At 29.8% G+C, this 23098-nt stretch carries 19 protein-coding genes; 10 read left to right on the forward strand and 9 right to left on the reverse strand.

The window, feature by feature from the left end; translation table 11 throughout:
• The 7 genes from pta to WG951_RS00220 all read right to left on the reverse strand — a co-directional run bounded on the left by pta (position 1) and on the right by WG951_RS00220 (position 12452).
• Complete coding sequence (gene pta / locus WG951_RS00190) at positions 1 to 2094, reverse strand: phosphate acetyltransferase (RefSeq protein ID WP_105048204.1); 2094 nt, start codon at positions 2092 to 2094, stop codon at positions 1 to 3.
• A 193-nt stretch (positions 2095 to 2287) separates the two neighbouring features.
• Positions 2288 to 3493, reverse strand: coding sequence for an OmpA family protein (locus tag WG951_RS00195; protein ID WP_105048205.1), 1206 nt, complete (start codon positions 3491 to 3493; stop codon positions 2288 to 2290).
• A 47-nt stretch (positions 3494 to 3540) separates the two neighbouring features.
• Complete coding sequence (locus WG951_RS00200; protein WP_105048206.1) at positions 3541 to 5169, reverse strand: acyl-CoA carboxylase subunit beta; 1629 nt, start codon at positions 5167 to 5169, stop codon at positions 3541 to 3543.
• Positions 5170 to 5290: 121 nt separating this feature from the next.
• On the reverse strand, positions 5291 to 9859 hold the full coding sequence (locus WG951_RS00205; protein WP_105048207.1) for a T9SS type B sorting domain-containing protein: 4569 nt from the start codon (positions 9857 to 9859) through the stop codon (positions 5291 to 5293).
• Positions 9860 to 9992: 133 nt separating this feature from the next.
• Positions 9993 to 10838 carry an ABC transporter permease gene (locus WG951_RS00210; RefSeq protein WP_105048208.1) on the reverse strand — a complete coding sequence of 282 codons (846 nt, stop codon included), beginning with the start codon at positions 10836 to 10838 and terminating at the stop codon, positions 9993 to 9995.
• Positions 10839 to 10898: 60 nt separating this feature from the next.
• Positions 10899 to 11798, reverse strand: coding sequence for an ABC transporter ATP-binding protein (locus WG951_RS00215; RefSeq protein WP_105048209.1), 900 nt, complete (start codon positions 11796 to 11798; stop codon positions 10899 to 10901).
• Positions 11799 to 11948: 150 nt separating this feature from the next.
• The gene (locus WG951_RS00220; protein ID WP_105049347.1) at positions 11949 to 12452 is read right to left on the reverse strand and encodes an IS1096 element passenger TnpR family protein; all 504 of its coding nucleotides are present in this window, start codon (positions 12450 to 12452) and stop codon (positions 11949 to 11951) included.
• A gap of 71 nt (positions 12453 to 12523) precedes the next feature.
• Between WG951_RS00220 and WG951_RS00225 the strand changes: the two genes are divergently transcribed.
• Together WG951_RS00225 and WG951_RS00230 are read left to right on the forward strand one after the other, a co-directional pair.
• Complete coding sequence (locus WG951_RS00225; protein WP_105048210.1) at positions 12524 to 12940, forward strand: PaaI family thioesterase; 417 nt, start codon at positions 12524 to 12526, stop codon at positions 12938 to 12940.
• Between the two features lie 58 nt (positions 12941 to 12998).
• A complete protein-coding gene (locus WG951_RS00230) occupies positions 12999 to 14003 on the forward strand; it encodes a chorismate-binding protein (protein ID WP_245893474.1) in 1005 nt (334 codons plus the stop codon).
• A 142-nt stretch (positions 14004 to 14145) separates the two neighbouring features.
• On the opposite strand, the gene WG951_RS00235 is transcribed toward WG951_RS00230, so the two are convergent.
• Both WG951_RS00235 and WG951_RS00240 read right to left on the reverse strand, forming a co-directional pair.
• On the reverse strand, positions 14146 to 14523 hold the full coding sequence (locus WG951_RS00235; RefSeq protein ID WP_105048211.1) for a PUR family DNA/RNA-binding protein: 378 nt from the start codon (positions 14521 to 14523) through the stop codon (positions 14146 to 14148).
• Positions 14524 to 14604: 81 nt separating this feature from the next.
• Positions 14605 to 16359 (reverse strand): ABC transporter ATP-binding protein, encoded by a 1755-nt coding sequence (locus WG951_RS00240; RefSeq protein WP_105048212.1) that lies wholly within the window; start codon positions 16357 to 16359, stop codon positions 14605 to 14607.
• A gap of 194 nt (positions 16360 to 16553) precedes the next feature.
• Between WG951_RS00240 and nusB the strand changes: the two genes are divergently transcribed.
• The 8 genes from nusB (at position 16554) to WG951_RS00280 (ending at position 23070) form a co-directional block, all read left to right on the forward strand.
• On the forward strand, positions 16554 to 17492 hold the full coding sequence (gene nusB, locus WG951_RS00245) for a transcription antitermination factor NusB (protein ID WP_105048213.1): 939 nt from the start codon (positions 16554 to 16556) through the stop codon (positions 17490 to 17492).
• 51 nt (positions 17493 to 17543) lie between these two features.
• Entirely contained in the window at positions 17544 to 18011 is a 468-nt protein-coding gene (locus WG951_RS00250) for a DUF1573 domain-containing protein (protein WP_105048214.1), read from the forward strand.
• Positions 18011 to 18331, forward strand: a complete 321-nt coding sequence (gene yajC, locus WG951_RS00255) for a preprotein translocase subunit YajC (protein WP_211296701.1) — start codon at positions 18011 to 18013, stop codon at positions 18329 to 18331. Before WG951_RS00250 ends, yajC begins: the two co-directional genes overlap by 1 nt.
• A 163-nt stretch (positions 18332 to 18494) precedes the next feature.
• On the forward strand, positions 18495 to 19373 hold the full coding sequence (locus WG951_RS00260) for a CdaR family protein (RefSeq protein WP_105049350.1): 879 nt from the start codon (positions 18495 to 18497) through the stop codon (positions 19371 to 19373).
• The gene (gene coaE / locus WG951_RS00265) at positions 19374 to 19970 is read left to right on the forward strand and encodes a dephospho-CoA kinase (protein WP_105048215.1); all 597 of its coding nucleotides are present in this window, start codon (positions 19374 to 19376) and stop codon (positions 19968 to 19970) included.
• A 103-nt stretch (positions 19971 to 20073) separates the two neighbouring features.
• Positions 20074 to 21663 (forward strand): sensor histidine kinase, encoded by a 1590-nt coding sequence (locus tag WG951_RS00270; RefSeq protein ID WP_105048216.1) that lies wholly within the window; start codon positions 20074 to 20076, stop codon positions 21661 to 21663.
• 11 nt (positions 21664 to 21674) lie between these two features.
• On the forward strand, positions 21675 to 22376 hold the full coding sequence (locus WG951_RS00275; protein ID WP_105048217.1) for a response regulator transcription factor: 702 nt from the start codon (positions 21675 to 21677) through the stop codon (positions 22374 to 22376).
• A gap of 73 nt (positions 22377 to 22449) precedes the next feature.
• Positions 22450 to 23070: an L-threonylcarbamoyladenylate synthase gene (locus WG951_RS00280; protein ID WP_105048218.1), complete on the forward strand. Its 621-nt coding sequence runs from the start codon at positions 22450 to 22452 to the stop codon at positions 23068 to 23070.
• The last annotated feature ends 28 nt before the right edge of the window (positions 23071 to 23098 follow it).

Here is a 23098-nt window from a genome sequence, read left to right on the forward strand (position 1 = left end):
TTATCCTTGGTGTGCTTGTATTGCTGTTAATAAAACAGTGTTAAATATATCTTCTACTGTACAACCTCTACTTAAATCGTTTACCGGTTTGTTTAAGCCTTGTAACATTGGGCCAATTGCTAAAGCTCCTGTTTCTCTTTGTATGGCTTTGTAAGTGTTGTTTCCTGTATTTAAATCTGGGAAAATTAAAACAGATGCTTGTCCTGCTACTTCAGAATCTGGCATTTTTGTTTTTGCTACAGACATGTCTACGGCAGCATCATATTGAATTGGACCTTCAATTTTTAATTCTGGATGTAAATTTCTAACAATTGCAGTTGCTTTTCTTACTTTTTCTACCTCTTCACCTTTTCCAGAGCTTCCAGAAGAATAAGACAACATGGCAATTTTAGCTTCTATACCAAACGCTTCTGCAGATTCTGCCGAAGAAATGGCAATTTCTGCTAATTGTTCTGCATTAGGGTTTGGGTTTACAGCACAATCTCCCATTACAGAAACTCGGTCTGATAAACACATAAAAAATACAGAAGATACTACAGAAACTCCAGGTTTGGTTTTAATTAATTGTAAAGAAGGTTTTATAGTGTGCATAGTTGTATGTACTGCACCAGAAACCATACCGTCTGCCAATCCGTTCATAATCATTAAAGTTCCGTAATAAGAAACATCACTTACTAAATCTTTAGCAGTAGTTTCTGTCATTCCTTTATGTTTACGAGCTTCGTATAATGTTTTTTCAAAAGCTTCATTATGAATGGAATCTTCTGGGTTTAAAATATTTATTTTATCTAAATCTATTTGTAACCCAATTTGATCGCATTTTAACTGAATAGCATTTCTATCTCCTAATAAAGTTAAATCAACAATATTTAATAATTGTAATCGAGCTGCAGCAGTAATAATTCTTTCATCATCACCTTCTGGTAAAACAATATGTTTTTTATAAGCTCTTGCTTTTTGCAATAAATTGTATTGAAACATACTTGGTGTTAACTTATCAGAATTGTATGAGGTAAGTGTGGTTGTTAACCCTTCTGCGTTTACGTAAGTATCAAAAGTATCTAATGATAATAATATTTTTTTGTCGTGTGAAGCATAAATTTTAGATTTTACAGCTCCAATTTTATTGGTAATTCCAAAGGTACCACCTTCTACAGATAGAATTGGCACTGTAGATTGAACACCTTCAATTAATTTGGTAATAGATTCTTCTGGGATTAATGAACCGGTTAAAACAATACCAGCAATCTTTGGGTAATTTGTAGAGGCATTTGCTTGTAAAGCACCTAAAATAATATCGGCTCTATCGCCAGGAGTAACTACTAATGCATTTTCTCTAATTCTGGTTAAATAGTTGCGCAATTGCATAGCACCAGTACTGTAACTACCAATAGCATTGTCTAAAAATTGTTCTCCAAATAATACTTTACCATTTAAAGCTTGTAAAACTTCTCTTACAGTTGGATACGCTAAAAAATCAATTTTAGGAATGATGTCTATTTGTAAGTTTTCTGGAAAACTTTTTTGTAATTCTTTTTGAATATAATCTATTTCGTTAGCTTCAATTTTGTTAGCAATAATACCAATAACATCTACTTCTTTTCTTATAAAAGATTTATAAGTAAGTTGCATGGTATTTACAAAATCTTTCTTTTTCTTACCATTTCCAGAACCTACAATTAATGCAGGGATTCCTAAGTTTTTGGCAATCATTAAATTTACATCTAACTCTGTAAAACCACCTTCGCCAGAAAAATCAGTACCTTCTACCAATACATAATCAAATTTGGCTTCTAGTTTTTTATATTTTTTTATAACATTATGAATTACATCATCTGCTTTTCCTTCACTTAAAAGTTCTACAACCTCGTTCTGCTTGTATGCATAACAGTCATTGTATTCGATATCTAAGTTAAAAAAATTAATAGCAGTATTGGTATGATCATCAATAGCACTGTTTTCAACTTCGTTGATAATAGGTCTAAAATAGCCTACTTTAGAAGATTTGGTTAACATCATTCTTAACAGACCTAATGATACCAATGATTTACCACTATCTGATTCTACTGCGGCAATATAAATAGCTTTACTCATTTTTTTATTAATAAATTATGTCGCAAAAATATACGATAATTAGACTACTAATTATGATAATAGTCATTATTTAGAGCCAAAAACGAGTCTTTTTAATAAAAGAACCTTGTTTTTTTGGTTCTATTTTTTCAAAAAAAAAGTGTAGTATTTTATTCTACACTTTTTTATTTGATTTTAAGGTTAGAAATTGTGTTTATTTTTTTATAAAAGCTACACGTCTATTATTTGCTTTTTCTTCTGGAGAGCTATTGTTATTTAAAGGATCTGCTTTTCCTTTACCTGTTACCGTTAAACGATCTGTGCTTATACCTTGCTCTACAATTGCTTGTTTTACTGCATTTGCTCTTTCTTCTGATAATTTTAAATTAAGATCATCATCTCCATCATTATCTGTATAGCCAACAATATTAAAGGTCCAATCTGAGTTGTCTTTTAATATTTTAACAATTTTATTGATAATCCCTAAAGAAGGTTTTTTAATTTCAGTTTTTCCACTGTCAAAAATAATTCCGTTGGTTACGTATTTTCCGTCAGCAATAATTTTTTTATACATTTCTCCGCCTCCATGAGCAATTCTAACATTTTTTAAAGCTAAATATGGATGTGCTTTTTTACTATTAGAATGACAGCTTAAATTGATACCAAATACTGTAGGTGTAACATCAAATCTTGGTATGTTGGCAATTCTTTTAGAATCGTAATACATTTTGTATTTTCCGTGATAATAAGAAATTGATATATGATGCCAATCGTTTTGTGCTCCAATAGGTAGATCTTCTATTTTAAATTTAGTATTAGATGCCCAACCATTTAATTTACCTATTTGTTCTCTAAGTTCAATATGAACATCTTTGTTATAAAATTTAGGATTAAAGAAAATATTATGTTCCATCCACCAAATTTTTTCTTGTCTAAAATTAGGAACTAAAATATCGTATTCTATAGTAAATTCATTTCCTAAATAGTCTGTGCTTTTAATTAAAGGCGTAATTGTATTTCCAGCTTCAGCCATAAATATGATTACTTTTTCCCCATCTAGTTCTGCAACCTCTGCGCTACCTTTAACAAGATCCCAACGAGCAGGAAATTCGCCAACTTCTTCTGTTGTTAAATCATCATAAAAGACTACATTTTCTCCGGGTACAAAACGAAAATTTCGCCATAAGTTAGGCGTATCGTTATTGGCAAATTCTTCATCATCAATGCTTTTAGAATCATTACTTGATGGTTCATCTTCATCTTCGTCTCCGTTAATGGTTTGGTCAATCTTTTTTTCGGCTCCTTTTACAAGAGCTTCTTCGGCCTTCTTTTTAAGTCTTTTCCATATTTGAGCTTCACTATTTTGTGTAAAAGCAAAAATCATTAAAAATGCTACAAGTAAGTTTGTGGTTTTTTTCATGGTCAATTTATAGTTGTTGTTAATATAATAAATGTGATTGTAGAGAATTATACTTGTAAAATTCCCATATTAAATTGTTTTTCAATAGGAGCGTGGTTTGCTGCTTCAATACCCATAGAAATCCAATCTCTAGTTTTTAGAGGATTGATAACGGCATCGGTCCATATTCTTGCAGCAGCATAATATGGCGAAATTTGTTTGTCGTAACGCGATTTTATTTTGTCGAATAACTCCGCTTCTTTTTCTGGGGTTATTTCTTCTCCTCGTTTTTTTAGTGAAGCTGTTTCTATTTGTAGCAATACTTTTGCAGCAGAATTACCGCTCATTACTGCTAGTTCTGCACTAGGCCACGCAACAATTAATCTAGGGTCGTAGGCTTTACCACACATGGCATAATTTCCTGCTCCGTAAGAATTTCCAATAACAATAGTGAATTTTGGTACTACAGAATTACTGACAGCATTCACCATTTTAGCGCCATCTTTTATAATTCCGCCATGTTCTGATTTTGAACCTACCATAAAACCAGTAACGTCTTGTAAAAAAACCAATGGAATTTTTTTCTGATTACAATTGGCAATAAAACGGGTAGCTTTATCTGCAGAATCATTATAGATTACGCCACCAAATTGCATTTCTCCTTTTTTAGTTTTTACCAACTTACGTTGATTGGCAACAATACCAACTGCCCAACCATCAATACGAGCATAACCGGTTAATATCGTTTTTCCGTAACCTTCTTTATATTGTTCAAATTCAGAATTGTCTACCAAACGTTTTATGATTTCTAACATATCATATTGAGCGTTTCTTTCTCTAGGTAGAATTCCGAAAATATCATCTTCATTTTCTTTTGGCGGAAAAGCTTCGGTTTTACTATAACCTGCTTTGTCATAATCGCCAATTTTATCAACAATAAATTTTATTTTGTCTAATGCGTCTTTATCGTCTTTAGCTTTATAATCTGTAACTCCAGAAATTTCGCAATGTGTTGTTGCGCCTCCTAAAGTTTCATTGTCTATAGATTCGCCAATTGCAGCTTTTACAAGGTAACTTCCGGCAAGAAATATACTGGCAGTTTTATCAACTATTAAAGCTTCATCACTCATTATAGGTAAGTAAGCACCCCCTGCAACACAGCTTCCCATAACTGCAGAAATTTGTGTAATGCCCATGCTACTCATAATGGCATTATTTCTAAAAATACGTCCGAAGTGTTCTTTATCAGGGAAAATTTCATCCTGCAAAGGCAAATAAACGCCAGCAGAATCTACTAAATAAATAATTGGTAATTTGTTTTCTATAGATATTTCTTGTGCTCGTAAATTCTTTTTTCCAGTTATAGGAAACCAAGCACCTGCTTTAACTGTAGCGTCATTGGCAACAACAATACATTGTTTTCCTTTTATGTATCCTATTTTTACAACAACACCACCAGAAGGACAACCGCCGTGTTCTGCATACATATCTTCACCTGCAAAAGCACCAATTTCTATAGATTTAGCATTGTTGTCTAAAAGATAATCAACACGTTCTCTTGCGGTCATTTTACCTTTTTGGTGAAGTTTATCAATTCTTTTTTGACCTCCACCCAATTTTACTTTGGCAAACCTTCTTTTTAAATCTGATGCAAGAAGTTTATTGTAATCTTCGTTTTTATTGAAGTTTAAATCCATAGAAATTTTGTTCTTATTTTTTGTGCTAAAATAAGAAATATTCTTTTGATTAAAAGGCTAAAAAAGCATCCGTAACTATTTTATAATTATGGATGCTTTTATGTTTAAACTATAATTTCTATTACCTTAATAGCGAAAAATGTCCTTTTTTAAGAATAGGCATTTTATTAGGGTCTATTGGTATGAGTTGTACTGTAAACCAATAATCATCAGAAGGTAATGTTTTACCACTATAAGTTCCGTTCCAACCTTCTCCGTTTATGGTTGTTTGGGCTATTAATTTACCATATCTATTAAAGATATTAATGCTACTATTGGGTTGATAAAAAGAATTATTTGCGCCTTTTATTACCCATGTTTTGTTTTTTTGACCATTCGGCGTAAAGAATTTTGGGAATTGAATAACAGAAACAATTAAAGAAGAAGAACCGCAACCATCTTTATTTTCTACAATAATTTTATAAACTCCTCCTTCTATATTATTAAAAATATTACTGTCTTGAAAAGCACGAACAGTCATTCCGTTTTCATCTTCTAAAGCGTATTGAAACTCTTCATTAATTAAAGGGTTTATAGGGATGTTTATAAGAATACTTAAATTAGAACTGATGCCAGAAGTATCATCTGTAACGGTAACAAAACTATTTTCTAAGGTTTCAAAGTTAGATTTTAAAACAACAATAGTTCTGGCTCTAGAGCAAGTTGTTGTTGCTCTGCTAAATGCAGTTACCGTATATTCTCCTTGTTCACTTATTAATAGAGTTGAACTATTTCCACCAACAGTATTGCCTGCTTTGTCTGTCCATTTATAATCGTAATTAGCTTTAAAAATACTTTGAACTTCTAAGGTATATGGAAGGTTTTTAGCACAAATAATAATAGGAGCATCAGGAGATTCTCCTTCAACAGAAAATTCAGGGATTTTATTTACTTCTAAATAAAACACGCCAATGCCCTGGCAATTGTTATTTGTTTTACTAATTAATTTGTAAAAAATAGGAATTGGACTACCTGCATACGGATTGTTTTTGTTTCTATAATTTGCTAAGTTTTGTGTTTCTGTAATTTTTTTTATCGATTTTGTTCTATCTTCATCAGTCTCATAAAATTCTATTTTTTTATCAGAATCGGTAGTAATTTTAGCAGGAACGCCACTTAAATCAAAAAAAGTAATCCCGTCAGTGTCAGAGTTATCTGTAGTGTTGTTTCCTTCGGTATCTAAAAAATCATCACATTCATAAAATGTGTCTTCAAAAGGTTCATTTGGAGTGTAGCTAACTGTTAAATCAATTTTAGAAATGGTATAACAACCTGTTGTTTTAGAGACTGTTCTAACCCAAGCTTCTCCGTTTGCGGCTACAAAATAACTTGTTTTATCACTAACTTCTGGTGTACCGTTTTCTGCATCAATTCTAGTTTTAAAATATTTAAAAGAATGATCTGTATCTTTAGAAATACTTATCTCTGCTTCTGTAAGGTTAAAAGTTGTTTGAAGGTCTGAATTAGTATCGCATTGAAACAATGCTGCCGGATTGTTTAAAACTATTGGTTTAGGAGTTACGGTTAATGTAATTGGGGTAGTAGTAAGGCCACAACTATTACCAGTTCTAGTTAAAGCTACTCGATATTGATAATTGTTATAAGAAGATGGAGTGTTTGTAATTTCTAAGGAATTTGTGTTGCTTCCTAGATAAACTGCATTGTCTGTAATCGTATTCCAAGTTGTACCATCATCTGTAGAAAGTTCCCATTGAAAACCATCTGCTGTAGAATCTATAGTTATAGTATCTGTAGCACTTTCACAAAAAGTAACATCAGTAAATGCTGTAATTAATTCAATTGGAGCACTTGTAATGTAATCTGAATTAGGGTTTGTGTATCCGTCATCAGGGTTTTTTACTTTTCCGTTTTCATCAACAGAAAAGGAATTTGCAAAAAGAATTCCATCATTATTATAGTCTGTAAAACCAGCTTCAATAACATCATTACAACCATCATTATCAGCATCTAATTCTAAGAAATTAAAGACGTTATCTCCATCAGTATCTGCAATTGTATATTTTAAAGAAAGAGTTTGCACTGTGGTGTCATTTTCTAGAGAATCTGCCAATCCGTTTTTGTTGATGTCTATAAAAGTATCTATAGTTCCATTAAAATCAACATCTAAACTATGGTTAGCTTCTGTTGCGTCAAAAATACCATCGTTGTCCGCATCGTAGTCTAAATAGTTTTTAACTCCGTCATTATCGGTGTCAATATTTGTAATCAGACCATTAAAAGCATCATCTAAACCATCTAAATTTGCATCTGTTTTTAGAAGTGTAATTTGTGGTGATGAAGCCTCATAAATATCTGGTATCCCATCATTATCAGTATCTAAATCAAACATATCTTCAATTCCATCTCCATCAGAATCTCGGGAGAAACACGTTAAACCGATGGTTCCGTTAAAAGTAGAAATATCACTACTAATATTGTTGTAATGCTCAAAAGAAATGTTTTTAATTTGATGGGCTACAAATTGAAAAGTACTTGTGCCACCAACAAGATCTGTTTTAAATTTAAATTTAATAACTGAGGAAGAAAATTGAGTGAAACTATCTTCGAACTCATCATCAAAATTAGAGTCTATTAAAATTTGGTTATCTGGATCTATTATGGTGATGTTTTTGTCTGCTTGTGATAACCTCAGGATAAAATATTCGTTATTAGAAATCCTGTGGTCTGTAGTATTATTTTGGGTTAACTTAAAGTTGATATTATCGTTAAAATCTAATTTGTATTTAGCATTAGATGTTACTCCTGCAGTTGCGGTAGAAATAAAGTTACCCGTTGTATTTCCTGTAAAAGTTGTGTTTTCTGTAGTTAAACTAGCAGAAACTGCTGTTAAATTATTTTCTACAGTTGGATTGTTTATATCTGATAAATCAATGATTTTATTACCTAAAGATTCATCACAATTTAAAATTCCGTCGTTGTCAATATCAACGTCTATATTGTCAATAATACCATCTTTGTCATAATCATCAGGACAAATACTAATTGGTATTTCTACGGAAATAAATTCTGTACCTGTACATATAACTTTACCAACTAATCTGTATCTACCAGGTTCTGTAGCTAAAGGAGTATAAGTGTTGTCGGTACTTTTTGTTACCCAATTTAAGGTAGTTTCATTATACAATTGCCATTGTATACCACCATCAAATAATTCGGTATTTGCAGCTTCTAATTTTAAATCATTACCTAGACAGTTTCCTAAAGTTTCTATGCTAACGTTAAAATTAATTTCTGGTTTAGAAGGAAACCCTGAGTAAAAGCCACCAGAAGTAGCTGCACCGTTTTGATTAAAGTAAGAACAGTAGAGTTCTGTTGCAGCATCACCAATTAAACTTTTTACGGTAACGTTTCCAGAAAGATTTGTTACTTTATAAGTTACATAATTACCATTACCAATAATGTCTTTTGGACCATCGATTGTATGGTTTGTATTTGTAGAATTTTCTTCTATAATTAGTGTTGCTCCTTTTTTTGTAACTATAGAAACTCCTCCATCAAATGTATTAGAACCTATTTTATCTATATTAGGAATATTATCTACAAAGCCTGTGCTTTCGCAATTTAAAGGAGGAACAAAAAAGAGCCCCTGGTTTGCAGCTCTATCATTTGCACCAACACCTTGATATGCAAATACAGGTTGTGAAGTTTTTACATACATGTTTCCATTGGTAGTATATTCATCACCTTCTATCACATACCATTCTCCTGCTTTTGCTATGGTGGTTTTTGGAGTTAAATTGCCATTTATAAATACCTCTGTATTGTTATGATGTGCAACAATTAGTATGTTTTCCCAAGCGTTTTCTCCATCACCTTTTACAAAAATATATTCGTTTCCAATTTTTTTAGCATCAACAATTTGGTCTATCCCATAATCTCTAAGGTTGGTAGGAGTATCAAAAGTACCGGTTGCAGAACCAGAATTTACAATAATAGGTTTGTTTTCATCGTCAGATTTTATTAGCGTACCTAATAAATCACTAGGAGTTCCACCTCTATCAAAAGAAACCGATACAATAAAACTTTCACCTTCATTTAAAGTTTTTGTAAAAGGAACAGAACCTGCATAATTGTTAATGGTAATACCGGGAGTAAAATCATCAAAAGTTACATTTGTATTATTCTCTGTAGCCATCACTGAAACAAAATTTAAATGCCCGCTCGCAGGGTTTGTGCTAGGGAAGCCTCCCATTCTAAATTCTGAACCTAAGGCAGAAAGTCCTTTACTTACAATGGCAGATGCTTGATTTCCTCTACCAGAAGAAATCATTCTTACAGAAACATAAATAACATCATTGGCTTCAATAATGTATCCTTTATCGTTTATTATGGTAGCTGTTCTTTGTGGGCTTTGAAATAATTGGTCACCAACAGCTCTTGATGTTGTAGAAAAAGGAGAGGTATTAGAAACGGTACCTGTAATTTCTTCGGAAGCAGGTTTTCCTATTGGTTTTATCGTAAAAGAAACATTACTACTTTTGGGTGTAGAAATATAAATGTATTGATTATCAATAGCTTCATCACTTGTAACTGGCGGTAAATAGTGCTTTTTACTTAATTGAGCATTTATACTTTGAAATGTAATAAGACTGATAAAAATGAATAAACCTAATAAGAAACTTTTGCGCATTGTAATATTAAATTAAGTATTAATATTATTTGTGGTTAATCAATTTTAACAACAGAATAATCTAAAGGCAAATTACAAAAGTTTATTGAATGTTTTTGTTTTTTTAAATTAGAAAAAAATAAGTTTATAGATGTTATAAGTCTCTCTTTTTTAGTAGTCTATAAGAGCTGTAAATAAAAATAAATGTCCAAGCACAAACTATTAGAATTGTAGAAAAATCTACATCATAACTTTTAGTGAAATTTTCGCCTACTTGGTTTGCAATAGATTTAACAGCGCCTAATCTAGAAAAAGGTTCTTTTATTAAGTTAGATAATGCTTCTATAGGTAGAAATTGCATAATACTATTTACAGATTCTGAGGTGTTTTCTGCACTCCTAAAAGTCCAAAATAGATACCCTTTAAACATGCTTTCTCCTATTAGCCAAACCACCATGGCACCCACAGCAAAAGCAGAACGTTTTACCAAAATACCAAAAAATAAGCCCATAGAAAAGAAGCCAACTAGTTTGATAAAAAAGGCTATTAAGTACTCTAAATTTGTGGTAATGATAGACAGTTCATTATAGTCTGAATACATTAAACCTAAAATTAAAGAAACTACAAAAACAAATAATGTTGAAATTAATGAAAATACAACTACGGTATAAAACTTAGAAAGGATAAATTCTTTTTTACTTAAACCATCAATTAAATTCTGTTTTAAAGTTTTGTAACTATACTCATTCGCCATCATAGAAACAATAACCAATAATAAGAAAAACTTTAAAATGGAAGCCATATACGTGTTAAAATGCCAGATATATGGAAAATTAAAAATGCCCATATCGGCTAAATGGAATTTAATTGGACCAATATCAAATTTTATGGCAGCAATTAAGGCAATAGAAGTAAGTAACCCAAAGTATATAAGTGATAATACCTTACTGGCTCTATTGTGTTTAAGTTTATGAAATTCTATAGTTAGTAGTCTTAACATGACGTTGTGTGTTTTTTATTTTAATTTATTCTCTACTGCGCTAGAATAGACCTTTTATGGTTAGTTATTGTTGGTTAAATCTAAGAATTGTTGTTCTAAACTTGGTTTACGCTTTACTAAGTGAGATAAAATAATTCCTTTTTTAAAGAGGAATTCATTTAGTTCTGTAGCAGAAATGGGATTGCTTAACGTAGCAATAATCGTTTCGTGGTCTTTGGTAACCTTGCCAATTGCCGGGTGTTCTTCTAAAACGGATAGTAATTTTGTTTCATCAGTTGCTACTTTTAATTCGAACAAACCGTTAGAGGCTGTCATTTCATCTACACGACCTGCATATAATTTTACACCTTTTCTAATAACAACAACATGAGAGCATACTTTTTCTACTTCATCTAAAAGATGAGACGCCAATAAAATAGTGGTTCCGTTTGCTGCAATGGTTTGTATTATTTGACGAATTTCATGAATTCCTTGTGGATCTAAACCATTTGTAGGTTCATCTAAAATTAATATTTCAGGATCGTTTAATAGGGCAGAAGCAATTGCTAAACGTTGTTTCATCCCTAAAGAAAAGGTACTAAACTTGCTATCTTTTCTGTCAAAAAGGTTAACAATAGTCAGTTTTTCGTTAATTTTTTCTGTTGATATTTCTTTTATCTTACAAATTAAAGCTAAGTTTTGAGTAGCCGTCATGTACGGATAAAAATTAGGACGCTCTATAATTGCACCTACTTTCTTTAAGGCTTGATGTGTGGATAGTTTTCCGTTAAACCAAGAAAATTCACCAGAAGTTCTGTTAACAACATTTAAAATAATACCTAAAGTGGTAGATTTTCCACTTCCGTTTGGACCTAAAATTCCGTAAACATTTCCTTTTTCTATATCAAAAGAAAGATTGTTTACTGCATGAACTTTTCCGTATTTTTTATCGAGATTTTTAAGTGATAAGATAGTTTCCAAAGAAATTGATTTAGTCGATTATGAATGTAAGACGACTAAAATACAATTTTGTTACTTCTAAAATGTGTAATTGTTAAAAAGTGTAATTGTTTAACTGTAAAAAACGATTAACAGTAAACCAATTAAACAAGTTACACGCTTAAATTTTTTCTAGTATTCGTTATAATCGAAATCATCATCAAAATGACCAAATTCATCATCAAGGTCTTCTTCATCACCAAAACCATCGTCTAATTTTTCGGCAACAAATTCTTTTTCAGGAGCTTCACTTGGTATTTCGCCAACAGTTAAAATAATTTGCGGTAAATCTTCTTTTTTCTCGTTAGAAACCTCCAAAACTTCAACATAGAAAGTCCACATTTTTAAGAAATCGTACACGTAAATTAACTTGTTGCTTTCTTCTGGTAAAGTATCCTGTAAAATACAATTTTGCATAGAAATACCTTCGCCAACTTCTTCCATATTAAATAACGGAATTTCTTCACCTTGCGTCCATTCATCATCGGTTCTGTAAAAAGAAGCCATCTCTTGACCTCCAAAACCAAAAGATTTAGCAATTGTGGCGTGTAAATCTTCTAAATTTAAGTTGTTGTCAACTAAAATTGTTCTAATTACATCTTCTTTAGTGTCTAAAATTACGCGTATTTTGTACATGAAATGGATAAATTTTTCTGTGGCAAAAATACAAAATTTTATATGTACTTTTACCATATAATCTAAATGATATGGATACAACTGCAATTTTAAAAGCGTTTAACGAGAGTTCTAAAAACACATTAATGGAAACGCTTGATATTGAATATGTTGCTCTTGGTGATGATTTTTTAACAGCAAAAATGCCTGTAAATTCTAGGGTTCATCAACCTTATGGGCAATTGCATGGTGGGGCAACTGCGGCTTTAGCAGAAAGTGTTGGTAGTGCAGCTTCTAATTTTTTTATTGATAGTAAAACCCAGTTTGTAAACGGAATTCAATTATCTATAAACCATATAAAAAGCAAGCGAGAAGGTGTTGTTTTTGCCACCGCAAGGAATATTCATAAGGGTAGAACCACGCATTTATGGGAAGTTACAATTGTAGATGAAAATGACGATTTAATTTCTGTAGCTAAAATGACGAATATTGTTTTAACTAAAAAATAATTTATACTTCACATTGAATACCCTTTTTAATAAAATTGAAAAACATTACAAAAGCAAAATGCCTTTTGTAGCCTATAGAAAACCAAATTCATTATCAATTTCTGGTTTTTTTATGGATGACAACACATTAAATTTTACTTCAGAATTTATAGAAACCGGATTTGTCTTTGCGCCTTTTAAAAGTGAAGAAAATGCTGTTTTATTTCCTCTTAAAAATGCAGAATTTATCAATGAGCATATCTTAATAGAAGAAGATTTTTCTTTTAATACTATTTTTGAACATGCTACTAATTCTGATAAAGAAAAACACATTCACCTTGTAGAAAAAACGCTCGATGAAATTAATAATAATGAGCTTAAGAAAGTAGTAGTTTCTAGAAAAGAGGAGGTTTTATTAAGTGAGTTTGATGTGTTAATTACATTTAAAAAACTTTTAAAAACCTATGCAAATGCATTTGTGTATGTATGGTTTCATCCAAAGGTTGGTTTGTGGTTTGGCGCCACACCAGAAACGTTGTTAACTATTTCTGATCATAATTTTACAACAATGTCTTTGGCAGGAACTCAAGTTTATGTGGATACTAATGAGGTTATTTGGAAATCGAAAGAGTTAGAAGAACAGCAATTAGTTACAGATTTTATTCAAAATCAATTAGAACCAATAACAAGTAATTTAAAAATTGATAAAACAGAAACTGTAAAAGCAGGGAACTTATTACATTTAAGAAGCAGCGTAGAAGGTCATTTAAATAAGAGTTCAAATTTAAAAGAATTGATTAGAAAATTGCATCCAACGCCTGCGGTTTGTGGTTTGCCTAGAGAAAAGGCAACTTTGTTTATCAACCAAAACGAAAATTATAAAAGAACATTTTATACTGGTTTTTTAGGTGAATTAAATTTTGAAGATAAAAACTCATCACTTTTTGTAAACCTAAGGTGCATGTGTATAGATGGTAAAAAAGCTTTTGTTTATGTAGGTGGTGGTATAACTAAAGATAGCAATGCAAAAAAAGAATGGGAAGAAACCGTTGCTAAAACAACAACTATTAAAAAAGTACTCTAAATATATCAATAAAAAAACCATAAGTATAACAACTTATGGTTTTTAGGTGTAAAATAATTTGAATTTAAATAGTTCTCTTTACTTATCGTTTTTCTGAATTTTAGTATTCATTTAAGCCAAAGTAAAAAAAGGTTGGTAACCTTTATATATCATCAAAAGAAACGTCTGTAAAACTTTCTGTAGATTTTTTAACGTCTGTAGTTTCAATTTCTTCTTCCTTTTTAAAGTCTTTTTGATGGCGTTCACTAATTACTTCGCTACCTTTTTCATTTAAAATGTAATCTGTTGCTTTGCCTAACATTTCTTGAAAATCAGTAAAATCTTCTTTGTAAAGGTAAATTTTGTGTTTTTGGTAGTGAAAGCTACCATCATCATGTGTAAACTTTTTACTTTCTGTAACAGTTAAGTAATAATCATCTGCTTTTGTTGCTCTTACATCAAAAAAGTAAGTTCTTCTTCCTGCTCTTAATACTTGTGAAAAGATTTCTTCTTGTTCAACTCTCTCTGCTCTCTCTGCCATAATTCTTTTAAAATAGTAATTATAATATGTTTTTTATACTTAACAAATCTAACAAAATATTTTATGTAGCAATGTTAAAGATTAAATTTCTTTTTCTAAAAGTTGCTGATCATACAAGTTTTTGTAATAACCCTCTTGTGTTATTAGTTGATTATGAGTTCCTTGTTGTATGATTTTACCATCGTCTAAAACAATAATTTTATCAGCATTTTTAGCAGAAGATATTCTATGACTAATTATAAAAGTGGTAATATTTTTAGAGATTCGTTCTAGATTAGATAATATTTTTTCTTCTGTTTCTGTGTCTACAGCAGACAAACAATCATCAAAAATTAATATTTTAGGTTTTTTAATAATTGCTCTAGCAATAGAAACACGCTGCTTTTGTCCGCCAGAAAGGGTTACCCCACGTTCACCTAAAACGGTTTTATATCCGTTAGGAAAATCGACAATGTTTTTATGTACATCTGCATTTTTGGCTGCGGTTATAATTTCTGCTTCGGTAGCATCATCTTTACCAAATTTAATATTGTCTTCGATACTTTCTGAAAACAAAAATGGGTCTTGAGGTACAAAACCAATCTGACTTCTAACATCATCTAAATTGGCATCTTTAATAGGCGTGTCGTCTAACAAAATAGTACCTACTTTTGTGTCGTATAACCTTGATATGAGTTCGATAATAGTAGATTTACCAGAACCTGTTCTTCCTAATATTGCAATTGTTTCTCCCGATTTTACAGAAAAATTAATGTTTTTTAAAGCGGTAATATTGGTGTCATCGTAGGTAAAGGTAACATCTTTAAAGGTAACATTTCCTTTTAATGTAAATGGAGCAGTATTTGTATTTTGTATTTCTGGTACTTGCTGTAAAAATTCATTAATTCTTGCTTGCGAAGCTTCCGCTTGCTGTACCATAGAAGTTACCCAACCTACAACGGCAACGGGCCACGTTAAAATATTTACATAGAGCATAAACTCAATGATAACTCCAATAGGAATTTCGTCATTAATATATAATTTTCCTCCAACATAAATAACAATAATGTTACTAATACCAATTAACAAAATCATTAACGGAAAAAATAAAGCATTTGCTTTTTGCAGGTGAATGTTCTTTTCTTTGCTTTCATCTGCAATTTTATCAAAGTCTTTAATAATAGAAGTTTCAATTCCGTATGATTTAACCACATTTATACCTGAGAAAAATTCTTGGTTAAAGGTGGTTAATTTTGATAAATATTGTTGAACAACGGTACTTCTTTTATGTATTACTTTGCTTAACACAAATATAGAAATAGATAATAAAGGAAAAGGTATTAACGTATACATGGTTAGTTTTACGTTGATGCTAATCATTTGTGTAAAACCTACCGTAAAAGTTACAATCATATTTAGGCTATACATAACAGCTGGCCCAACATACATTCTTACTTTAGAAACATCTTCAGAAATTCTGTTCATTAAATCACCCGTTCTATTTTTCTTGTAGAAATTAAGTGATAGTCTTTGGTATTGTTGATAAATTTCATTTTTGAGATCGAATTCTATCAACCTTGAAGTCACAATAATAGTTTGTCTCATTACAAAAGTAAAAAAACCAGATAGTACTGCAACACCTACAATTATAAGCACATTTATTAGTAATTGATGTTGTACGGTTTCTAAATTAGTAACGACTCCGTTTTGATAATCTTCAACAATATTTAAAGAATCACCTACAATTTGAGGGATTTTTAAGGCTAAAAATTTGGCTAAAATGGTAATTAAAATACCAATTAATAATCGCCATTTATATTTAGAAAAGTACTTATTTACGTGTTGTAATTCTTTCAACGAATAATGAGTTTTAAAAAAAATAAAATTACAACTATTATAATGTTTGTAAATTATTTTTTTGTTAAAAAAGAGAAAGCACGAAGATACAAGAATCAGTATAAAATTTATTCTTAAAAAAGAATTAAAACGTGGTAGTAGAAAAATAAAATAACACTATTTTTGCAGCAAATTATATATAAGTTCTTTAGAAAATGATTAACAGGAGACATATTCGAGTTAAAGTAATGCAATCTGTGTACGCAATGTTACATTCTTATAATGATGATATCATTAAAGAGGAAAAATTTTTAAAACATAGTATTTTAAAAATGTACGATTTGTACGTTTTAAATTTATTGTTGTTGGTAGAGGTACAGAAATTAGCAGCAAAAAAAATAGCACTTTCTAAAAAGAAAATTCTTGCCACCAAAGAAGATTTAAATCCAAACAACAAATTTTTAAACAATAAACTAATCAACCTAATTGCAGAAAGCGTTAGTGTAGAAGGGTATGTTGAGTTAAATGATTTGAGAAATTGGGAAGAAAATGATGAGTACGTAAAAATTATTTATGACCAATTGCAAAATAGCGATTTGTATAAAAAATATTTGGCTACAGAAGCAGATTCTTACAAAGTAGATAAGACTTTTGTTATCGATTTCTTTAAAGAAATTATTGCTCCGAATGAAAAATTAGGGGAATATTTTGAAGATACTATGATTTCTTGGTCAGATGATATTCCTTTTGTAAACACTTGGGTTGTAAAAACGTTAAGTAAGCAAAAAGAGAATGCTATTTTTGTTTTAGGAAAGCTATATAAAGACAAAGATGATGAAGAGTTTGTATCTAAAATGTTTAGAAAAACAGTTTTAAAAAATACAGAATACGAACTAATTATTGAAGAGAAAACGCCAAATTGGGAAACCGATAGAATTGCAGATATGGACATGATTCTAATAAAAATGGCCGTTTCAGAATTTCTTAATTTTCCTTCTATACCAACCCGAGTTACTATTAATGAGTACATAGAAATTTCTAAGGATTATTCTACAGAAAAAAGTAGCTATTTTATTAACGGAGTTTTAGATAAAATATCGAAGGAATTTGTAGAAAATAAAAAAATTGTTAAAATAGGAAGAGGATTACTCTAAACCATTGTTTTAGATAATATATTTATTATTTTTACACAAAATTAAATCATAATGAAAAAAATAACAATTTTATTAGCTTTTGTAATTACAGCATCTTTTTTTACAGCCTGTAAAGATGGAGGAAATGTTACTTCTAAAATTAACAAAGAAAATTTAGATAAAGCTGCCTCTAGAGATAACGAAATTAAAAAAGGAACAGCTTTAATCTCTCTAGACAAAAAAGTGTACGATTTTGGTACTGTAAATGAAGGAGATATTGTAGAGACTACTTTTTTAGTTACCAACTCTGGTAAAACAGATTTAGTAATTACCAATGCACAAGGATCTTGTGGATGTACGGTTCCTACTTGGCCTAAAACACCAATTAAACCAGGAGAAACAGGTAAGGTTGATGTAAAGTTTAATACAAACGGTAAGCCAAATAGACAACAAAAAACAGTAACTTTAACTACAAATACAGAGTCTGGTAGAGAAGTATTAACGTTAAAAGGATCTGTAACACCAAAAGCAAAAATATAATGATATCAACTGTAATATTTTTACAAGAAGGAGCAGGTAGTTTAATGAGTATGTTGCCTTTTTTAGCCATTATTGTAGTGTTTTATTTCTTTATGATAAGACCACAAATGAATAAGCAAAAAAAGGAAAAAGCTTTTCAAGCTGAAATTAAAGTTGGTACAAAAGTGGTAACTTCTAGCGGAATACATGGTAAAATTGCTACTATAAATGCTGCAGATAATACTATTACTATAGAAACAGGAGCCGGTAAAATTAAGTTTGAACGCTCTGCTATTTCAATGGAATTAAGTAAAAGGTTTTTAGAGCCAGCTAAAAAATAAAAATTAAGTTTTTAAAGTATTAAGTGAGCTTTGTCTTTTTAGATACTGCTCACTTTTTTGTTTACAAGCTTTTGTGTAGATTGCATTAAATTCAACTATTACTTTGATAAAGAATAAAAAAATTTCGAAAAGTTTTATTAGCTTTTTAATCGCTTCTATTTTAATGTGGTTTTTAATAACGCTCTCTAAAGAGTATACTACCACCTTAACTTTTCCTGTAGAATACACAAATATTCCTCAAGATAAACTATTGCAAAAAGTACCCATAAAAGAAATAGATATTGTGGTAAAATCATCTGGTTTTAACATTATAAGTTCTAGATTTGGTCGTAAAAATATCACTCTAAATGCAAATAGTTTATATAAAAAATCATCAAATAAGTATTATTTTTTAACTAGAAACCAAGTTGTTCCTATTCAAAAACAATTGCACTATGGTGTTCAGTTACAAGAAATTATTTTAGACACCATTTATTTAGAAATAGGCACCTTGCTTTCTAAAAAAGTGCCTTTAAAACCTAATTTAGATATTAATTACCACATAGGTTATGATATTTTAGAACCTGTAACAGTAAAACCAGATAGTATTTTAATTTCTGGGCCAGATGCAGAAATAGAAAAGATAAAAGAAATCAATTTAAAATTATTAAAACTAGAAGGAGTTAAAGAAAACTTTTCTAAAAAAGTAAAAATGATAGTACCAGAAAACTCTAATAACATTAAAATGAAATCTACCTATGCTACTATAAGTGGTAAAGTAGAAAAGTTTACAGAAGGTACTTTAGAAATCCCTTTTAAAGTAATAAACCTTCCAAAAGGACTTACTTTAACAACATTAAACAAAACCGTTTCTGTGACTTATGTAGTTGGTTTGTCTAATTTTGATAAAATTGATAAAAACTTTTTTGAAGTAGTTTGTGATTATAGTGTTTCTAAAAAAAACAATTTAGATTATTTAATGCCTAAAGTGGTGGCAAAATCTAACTATGTAAAAAGTTTTAAAGTGATTCCTAATAAAATTGATTTTTTAATTCAGAAATAAATGATTGTAGGTTTAACAGGCGGAATAGGGAGTGGTAAAACAACTGTAGCAAATATCTTTGCTAAGTTTAATAATGTTGCTATTTATAATGCCGATTCTGAGGCTAAAAAATTAATGAATACATCGGTAGTACTTAAATCGAAAATTATTAAGGAGTTTGGAGTTGAATCTTACCTAAATAATCAATTAAATAGACCTTACATTGCCAATCTTGTTTTTAAAGATAAAAACAAACTAGCAACCTTAAATGCCATTGTACATCCAGAGGTTAAAAATCATTTTAAAGAATTTGTAAATCAACAAGACCATAAAGATTATGTAGTCTATGAAAATGCTATTCTTTTTGAAAGTAATAGTAATTTAAAGTGCGATATAATTATTACTGTTTATGCACCACTTAATGTTAGAATAGAAAGAACAATGTTAAGAGATAATAGTTCTAAAACAGCTATAGAAAGCAGAATAAAAAATCAATGGTTAGAAGATAAAAAACTACTACAATCTAACTATATAATTAATAATTTGGATGCAGAAAACACTCAAATTCAGGTTGTTAAAATCCATAATATTTTAACAGAAAAAAGCCGTTCAATTTAATTTTATTCAATAGGATTGTTAAATTACTCTTAAATTTAAAGTTATATTGTTAATTTAGGTTAAAAACAATAAAATCAATTTTTGAAAATCGTAACTTTGATGTATGGGTAAGAAGATGTTTGTTCTTATTGTTGTATTAATGAGCATTTCTTTAATTGGAATTATTGCTGTACAACTGTATTGGATTAATAACGCAGTAGCGAGTAAGAAAGAACAATTTAAAAATGATGTTCAAAAATCTTTGGGAAGTGTTTCTCAAAGGATTACCGATAAAGAGAATTTTTATTTAGAAAAAAAATACGAAGGTGTTATAGAAAACACTGTTTTAGCAGACGAAGCTCAAATTAAAAACTTTCTATTTCAAGAAATAGACACTGCAACAAATCAAAAATTTACTTATGGTGGTACCATTTTAGAAGAAAGTTTTAAAATGCCTGTAGATTATCTAGATAATGAAACTGATTTTTTAGATAATGACACTATTATTTTTAAAAGAGTAACAGGTAAAAACGATTTTTTTCATTCTAGAATTATTAAAGGTGCTGATAATTTATTTTCATCTAGTGATGAAAAAAGATTTTCGTTTACAAAACGATTAAAGAGTATTGAAAGAAGTGAATTTGCAGAAATATTTAGAAATATTAATAGTACAAAACCTATTCATAAAAGATTAAGTAATAGAGAGCTTAATGAAACCATAAAAGAAGAGCTAGAAAAACGAAATATTCATTTAGAATTTAAATATGGTGTTTATAGTAATGATGGTTTAGCCACAAAATTAAAGTCGGGTTATTACACCATTAACAAAAAAAAGAGCTACCCTTATCCGCTTTTTTTTAAAGCAAATGGTGAGGTAGATTATGAGTTGTATATTACTTTTCCGGCAGAAAAAGAGCACATACTTTCTGGTATATCAGGTATTTTATCACTCTCAATATTTTTTATTTTAATTATTATAATCGCTTTTTCTAGTTCATTATACCAACTAATTAGGCAAAAGAAAATATCAGAAATTAAAACAGATTTTATTAATAATATGACACATGAGTTTAAAACACCTATTGCTACCATTAATCTGGCATTAGATTCTATTAAGAATCCAAAGATTATTAATGATAACGAAAAAGTGTTACGTTATGTGCAAATGATTAGAGACGAAAACAAAAGAATGCATTCTCAGGTTGAAAATGTATTAAGAATATCTCGATTAGAAAAAAATCAGATAGATATTAGTAAGGAAACTATAGATATGCACGACACAATAGACGATGCAATTACACATGTTAGTTTACTAATACAAGATAGACAAGGAAGTTTAAATACACATTTTGAAGCATTAGTTACAGAAGTTCCAGGAAACGAATTTCATTTAACAAACGTAATTGTTAATATGTTAGAAAATGCTTTAAAATATTCTGCGGATACACCAAAAATTGATGTGTATACAGAAAGCACAGATAAATTCTTTATCTTAAAAATAAAGGATCAAGGAATTGGAATGAGTAAAATAGTTCAAAAACAAGTTTTTGATAAATTTTATAGAGAACAAAAAGGAAACATTCATGATGTTAAAGGGCATGGGCTAGGTTTGGCTTATGTAAAAGAAATTATAGAAAAACATCATGGAACTGTTTTTGTTGAAAGTGAAAAAGGAAAAGGAAGTACATTTACAGTAAAATTACCTTTAATTTAAAAAGTATAACAATGGGAAGTAAAAAAATTTTATTAGTTGAAGACGATCCAAATTTTGGAACCGTTTTAAAAGATTATTTAGCATTAAACGATTACAATGTAACACATGCTAAAGATGGTATAGAAGGATTAATTATGTTTAAAAACAGTGATTATGATTTGTGTATATTAGATGTAATGATGCCTCGTAAAGACGGTTTCTCGTTAGCACAAGATATAAGAGCTACCAATAAAGAAGTGCCAATTATTTTCTTAACAGCAAAAACGTTAAAAGAAGATGTTTTAAAAGGATATGCTGTTGGTGCAGATGATTACTTAAACAAACCTTTTGATTCTGAAGTATTATTGCATAAAATTAAAGCAATTTTACAAAGAAAAGACACAGATAAAACAACAGAATCAGAACAATTCGAATTTGTTATTGGAGGCTTTTTCTTCAATTCTAAATTAAGACATTTATCTGTAGGTGAAAATGGTGAACCTATAAAATTATCTCCAAAAGAAAGTAAATTGTTACGTATGTTGGCAATTCATAAAAATGATTTAATGCCAAGAGAGTTAGCATTAACAAAAATATGGAGAGACGACAATTATTTTACATCTAGAAGTATGGATGTTTATATTGCAAAATTGCGTAAATATTTAAAACCAGATGAAAATGTAGAAATTTTAAACATACATGGAGAAGGTTTTAGAATGGTAGATAAGTCTTAATAAAAAACAATGTTCCCATAAAAAATAGCTCAACTTGATTGATAATCAAGTTGAGTTTTTGTATATTTATAATATGTCAGAATTTATTAAAATATATAATGAAAATCCAAACCAAAAGGCTATAGATAAAGTTGTAGCAGTTTTAAAACGTGGTGGTTTGGTTATTTATCCAACAGATACTGTTTATGGTTTAGGGTGCGATATAACCAATAATAAAGCTTTAGAAAAAATAGCTCAAATAAAAGGGGTAAAGTTAGATAAAGCAAAGTTTTCTTTTATTTGCGATAATCTTAGCCATTTATCTGATTATGTGAAGCAATTAGATAGCGGAACCTTTAAAATACTTAAAAGAGCTTTACCAGGTCCTTATACTTTTATTTTACCAGGTAGTAACAACTTGCCAAAAGTATTTAAAAAGAAAAAAACAGTAGGTATTCGTATTCCTGATAATAATATTATTAGAACTTTAGTAGAAAGTTTAGGCAACCCAATTGTATCTACATCTATAAGAGATGATGATGAGATTTTAGAATATACTACAGATCCAGAATTAATTTTCGAAAAATGGGGAAAATTAGTAGATATTGTAATTGATGGTGGTTATGGAGATAACCAAGCTTCTACAATTATAGATTTTACAGAAGGTTATCCAGAAGTTATTAGAGAAGGAAAAGGAAGTTTAGACATTCTGTAGTTTTTTAAAGTAAAACTTTTTTTAAAGT

This window comes from Polaribacter butkevichii (genome assembly GCF_038024105.1).
Lineage (GTDB): Bacteria > Bacteroidota > Bacteroidia > Flavobacteriales > Flavobacteriaceae > Polaribacter > Polaribacter butkevichii.

Bases quoted from the DNA above. Each gene is read 5' to 3' on its own strand.
- WG951_RS00230 (WP_245893474.1), top strand. From the start codon at position 12,999: ATGCCTTTTGTAGCCTATAGAAAACCAAATTCATTATCAATTTCTGGT.
- WG951_RS00235 (WP_105048211.1), bottom strand. From the start codon at position 14,523: ATGGCAGAGAGAGCAGAGAGAGTTGAACAAGAAGAAATCTTTTCACAA.
- WG951_RS00200 (WP_105048206.1), bottom strand. From the start codon at position 5,169: ATGGATTTAAACTTCAATAAAAACGAAGATTACAATAAACTTCTTGCA.
- WG951_RS00260 (WP_105049350.1), top strand. From the start codon at position 18,495: ATGTGGTTTTTAATAACGCTCTCTAAAGAGTATACTACCACCTTAACT.
- WG951_RS00280 (WP_105048218.1), top strand. From the start codon at position 22,450: ATGTCAGAATTTATTAAAATATATAATGAAAATCCAAACCAAAAGGCT.
- WG951_RS00205 (WP_105048207.1), bottom strand. From the start codon at position 9,859: ATGCGCAAAAGTTTCTTATTAGGTTTATTCATTTTTATCAGTCTTATT.
- WG951_RS00225 (WP_105048210.1), top strand. From the start codon at position 12,524: ATGGATACAACTGCAATTTTAAAAGCGTTTAACGAGAGTTCTAAAAAC.
- WG951_RS00210 (WP_105048208.1), bottom strand. From the start codon at position 10,838: ATGTTAAGACTACTAACTATAGAATTTCATAAACTTAAACACAATAGA.
- WG951_RS00220 (WP_105049347.1), bottom strand. From the start codon at position 12,452: ATGTACAAAATACGCGTAATTTTAGACACTAAAGAAGATGTAATTAGA.
- coaE (WP_105048215.1), top strand. From the start codon at position 19,374: ATGATTGTAGGTTTAACAGGCGGAATAGGGAGTGGTAAAACAACTGTA.
- WG951_RS00250 (WP_105048214.1), top strand. From the start codon at position 17,544: ATGAAAAAAATAACAATTTTATTAGCTTTTGTAATTACAGCATCTTTT.
- WG951_RS00275 (WP_105048217.1), top strand. From the start codon at position 21,675: ATGGGAAGTAAAAAAATTTTATTAGTTGAAGACGATCCAAATTTTGGA.
- WG951_RS00270 (WP_105048216.1), top strand. From the start codon at position 20,074: ATGGGTAAGAAGATGTTTGTTCTTATTGTTGTATTAATGAGCATTTCT.
- WG951_RS00195 (WP_105048205.1), bottom strand. From the start codon at position 3,493: ATGAAAAAAACCACAAACTTACTTGTAGCATTTTTAATGATTTTTGCT.
- pta (WP_105048204.1), bottom strand. From the start codon at position 2,094: ATGAGTAAAGCTATTTATATTGCCGCAGTAGAATCAGATAGTGGTAAA.
- yajC (WP_211296701.1), top strand. From the start codon at position 18,011: ATGATATCAACTGTAATATTTTTACAAGAAGGAGCAGGTAGTTTAATG.
- nusB (WP_105048213.1), top strand. From the start codon at position 16,554: ATGATTAACAGGAGACATATTCGAGTTAAAGTAATGCAATCTGTGTAC.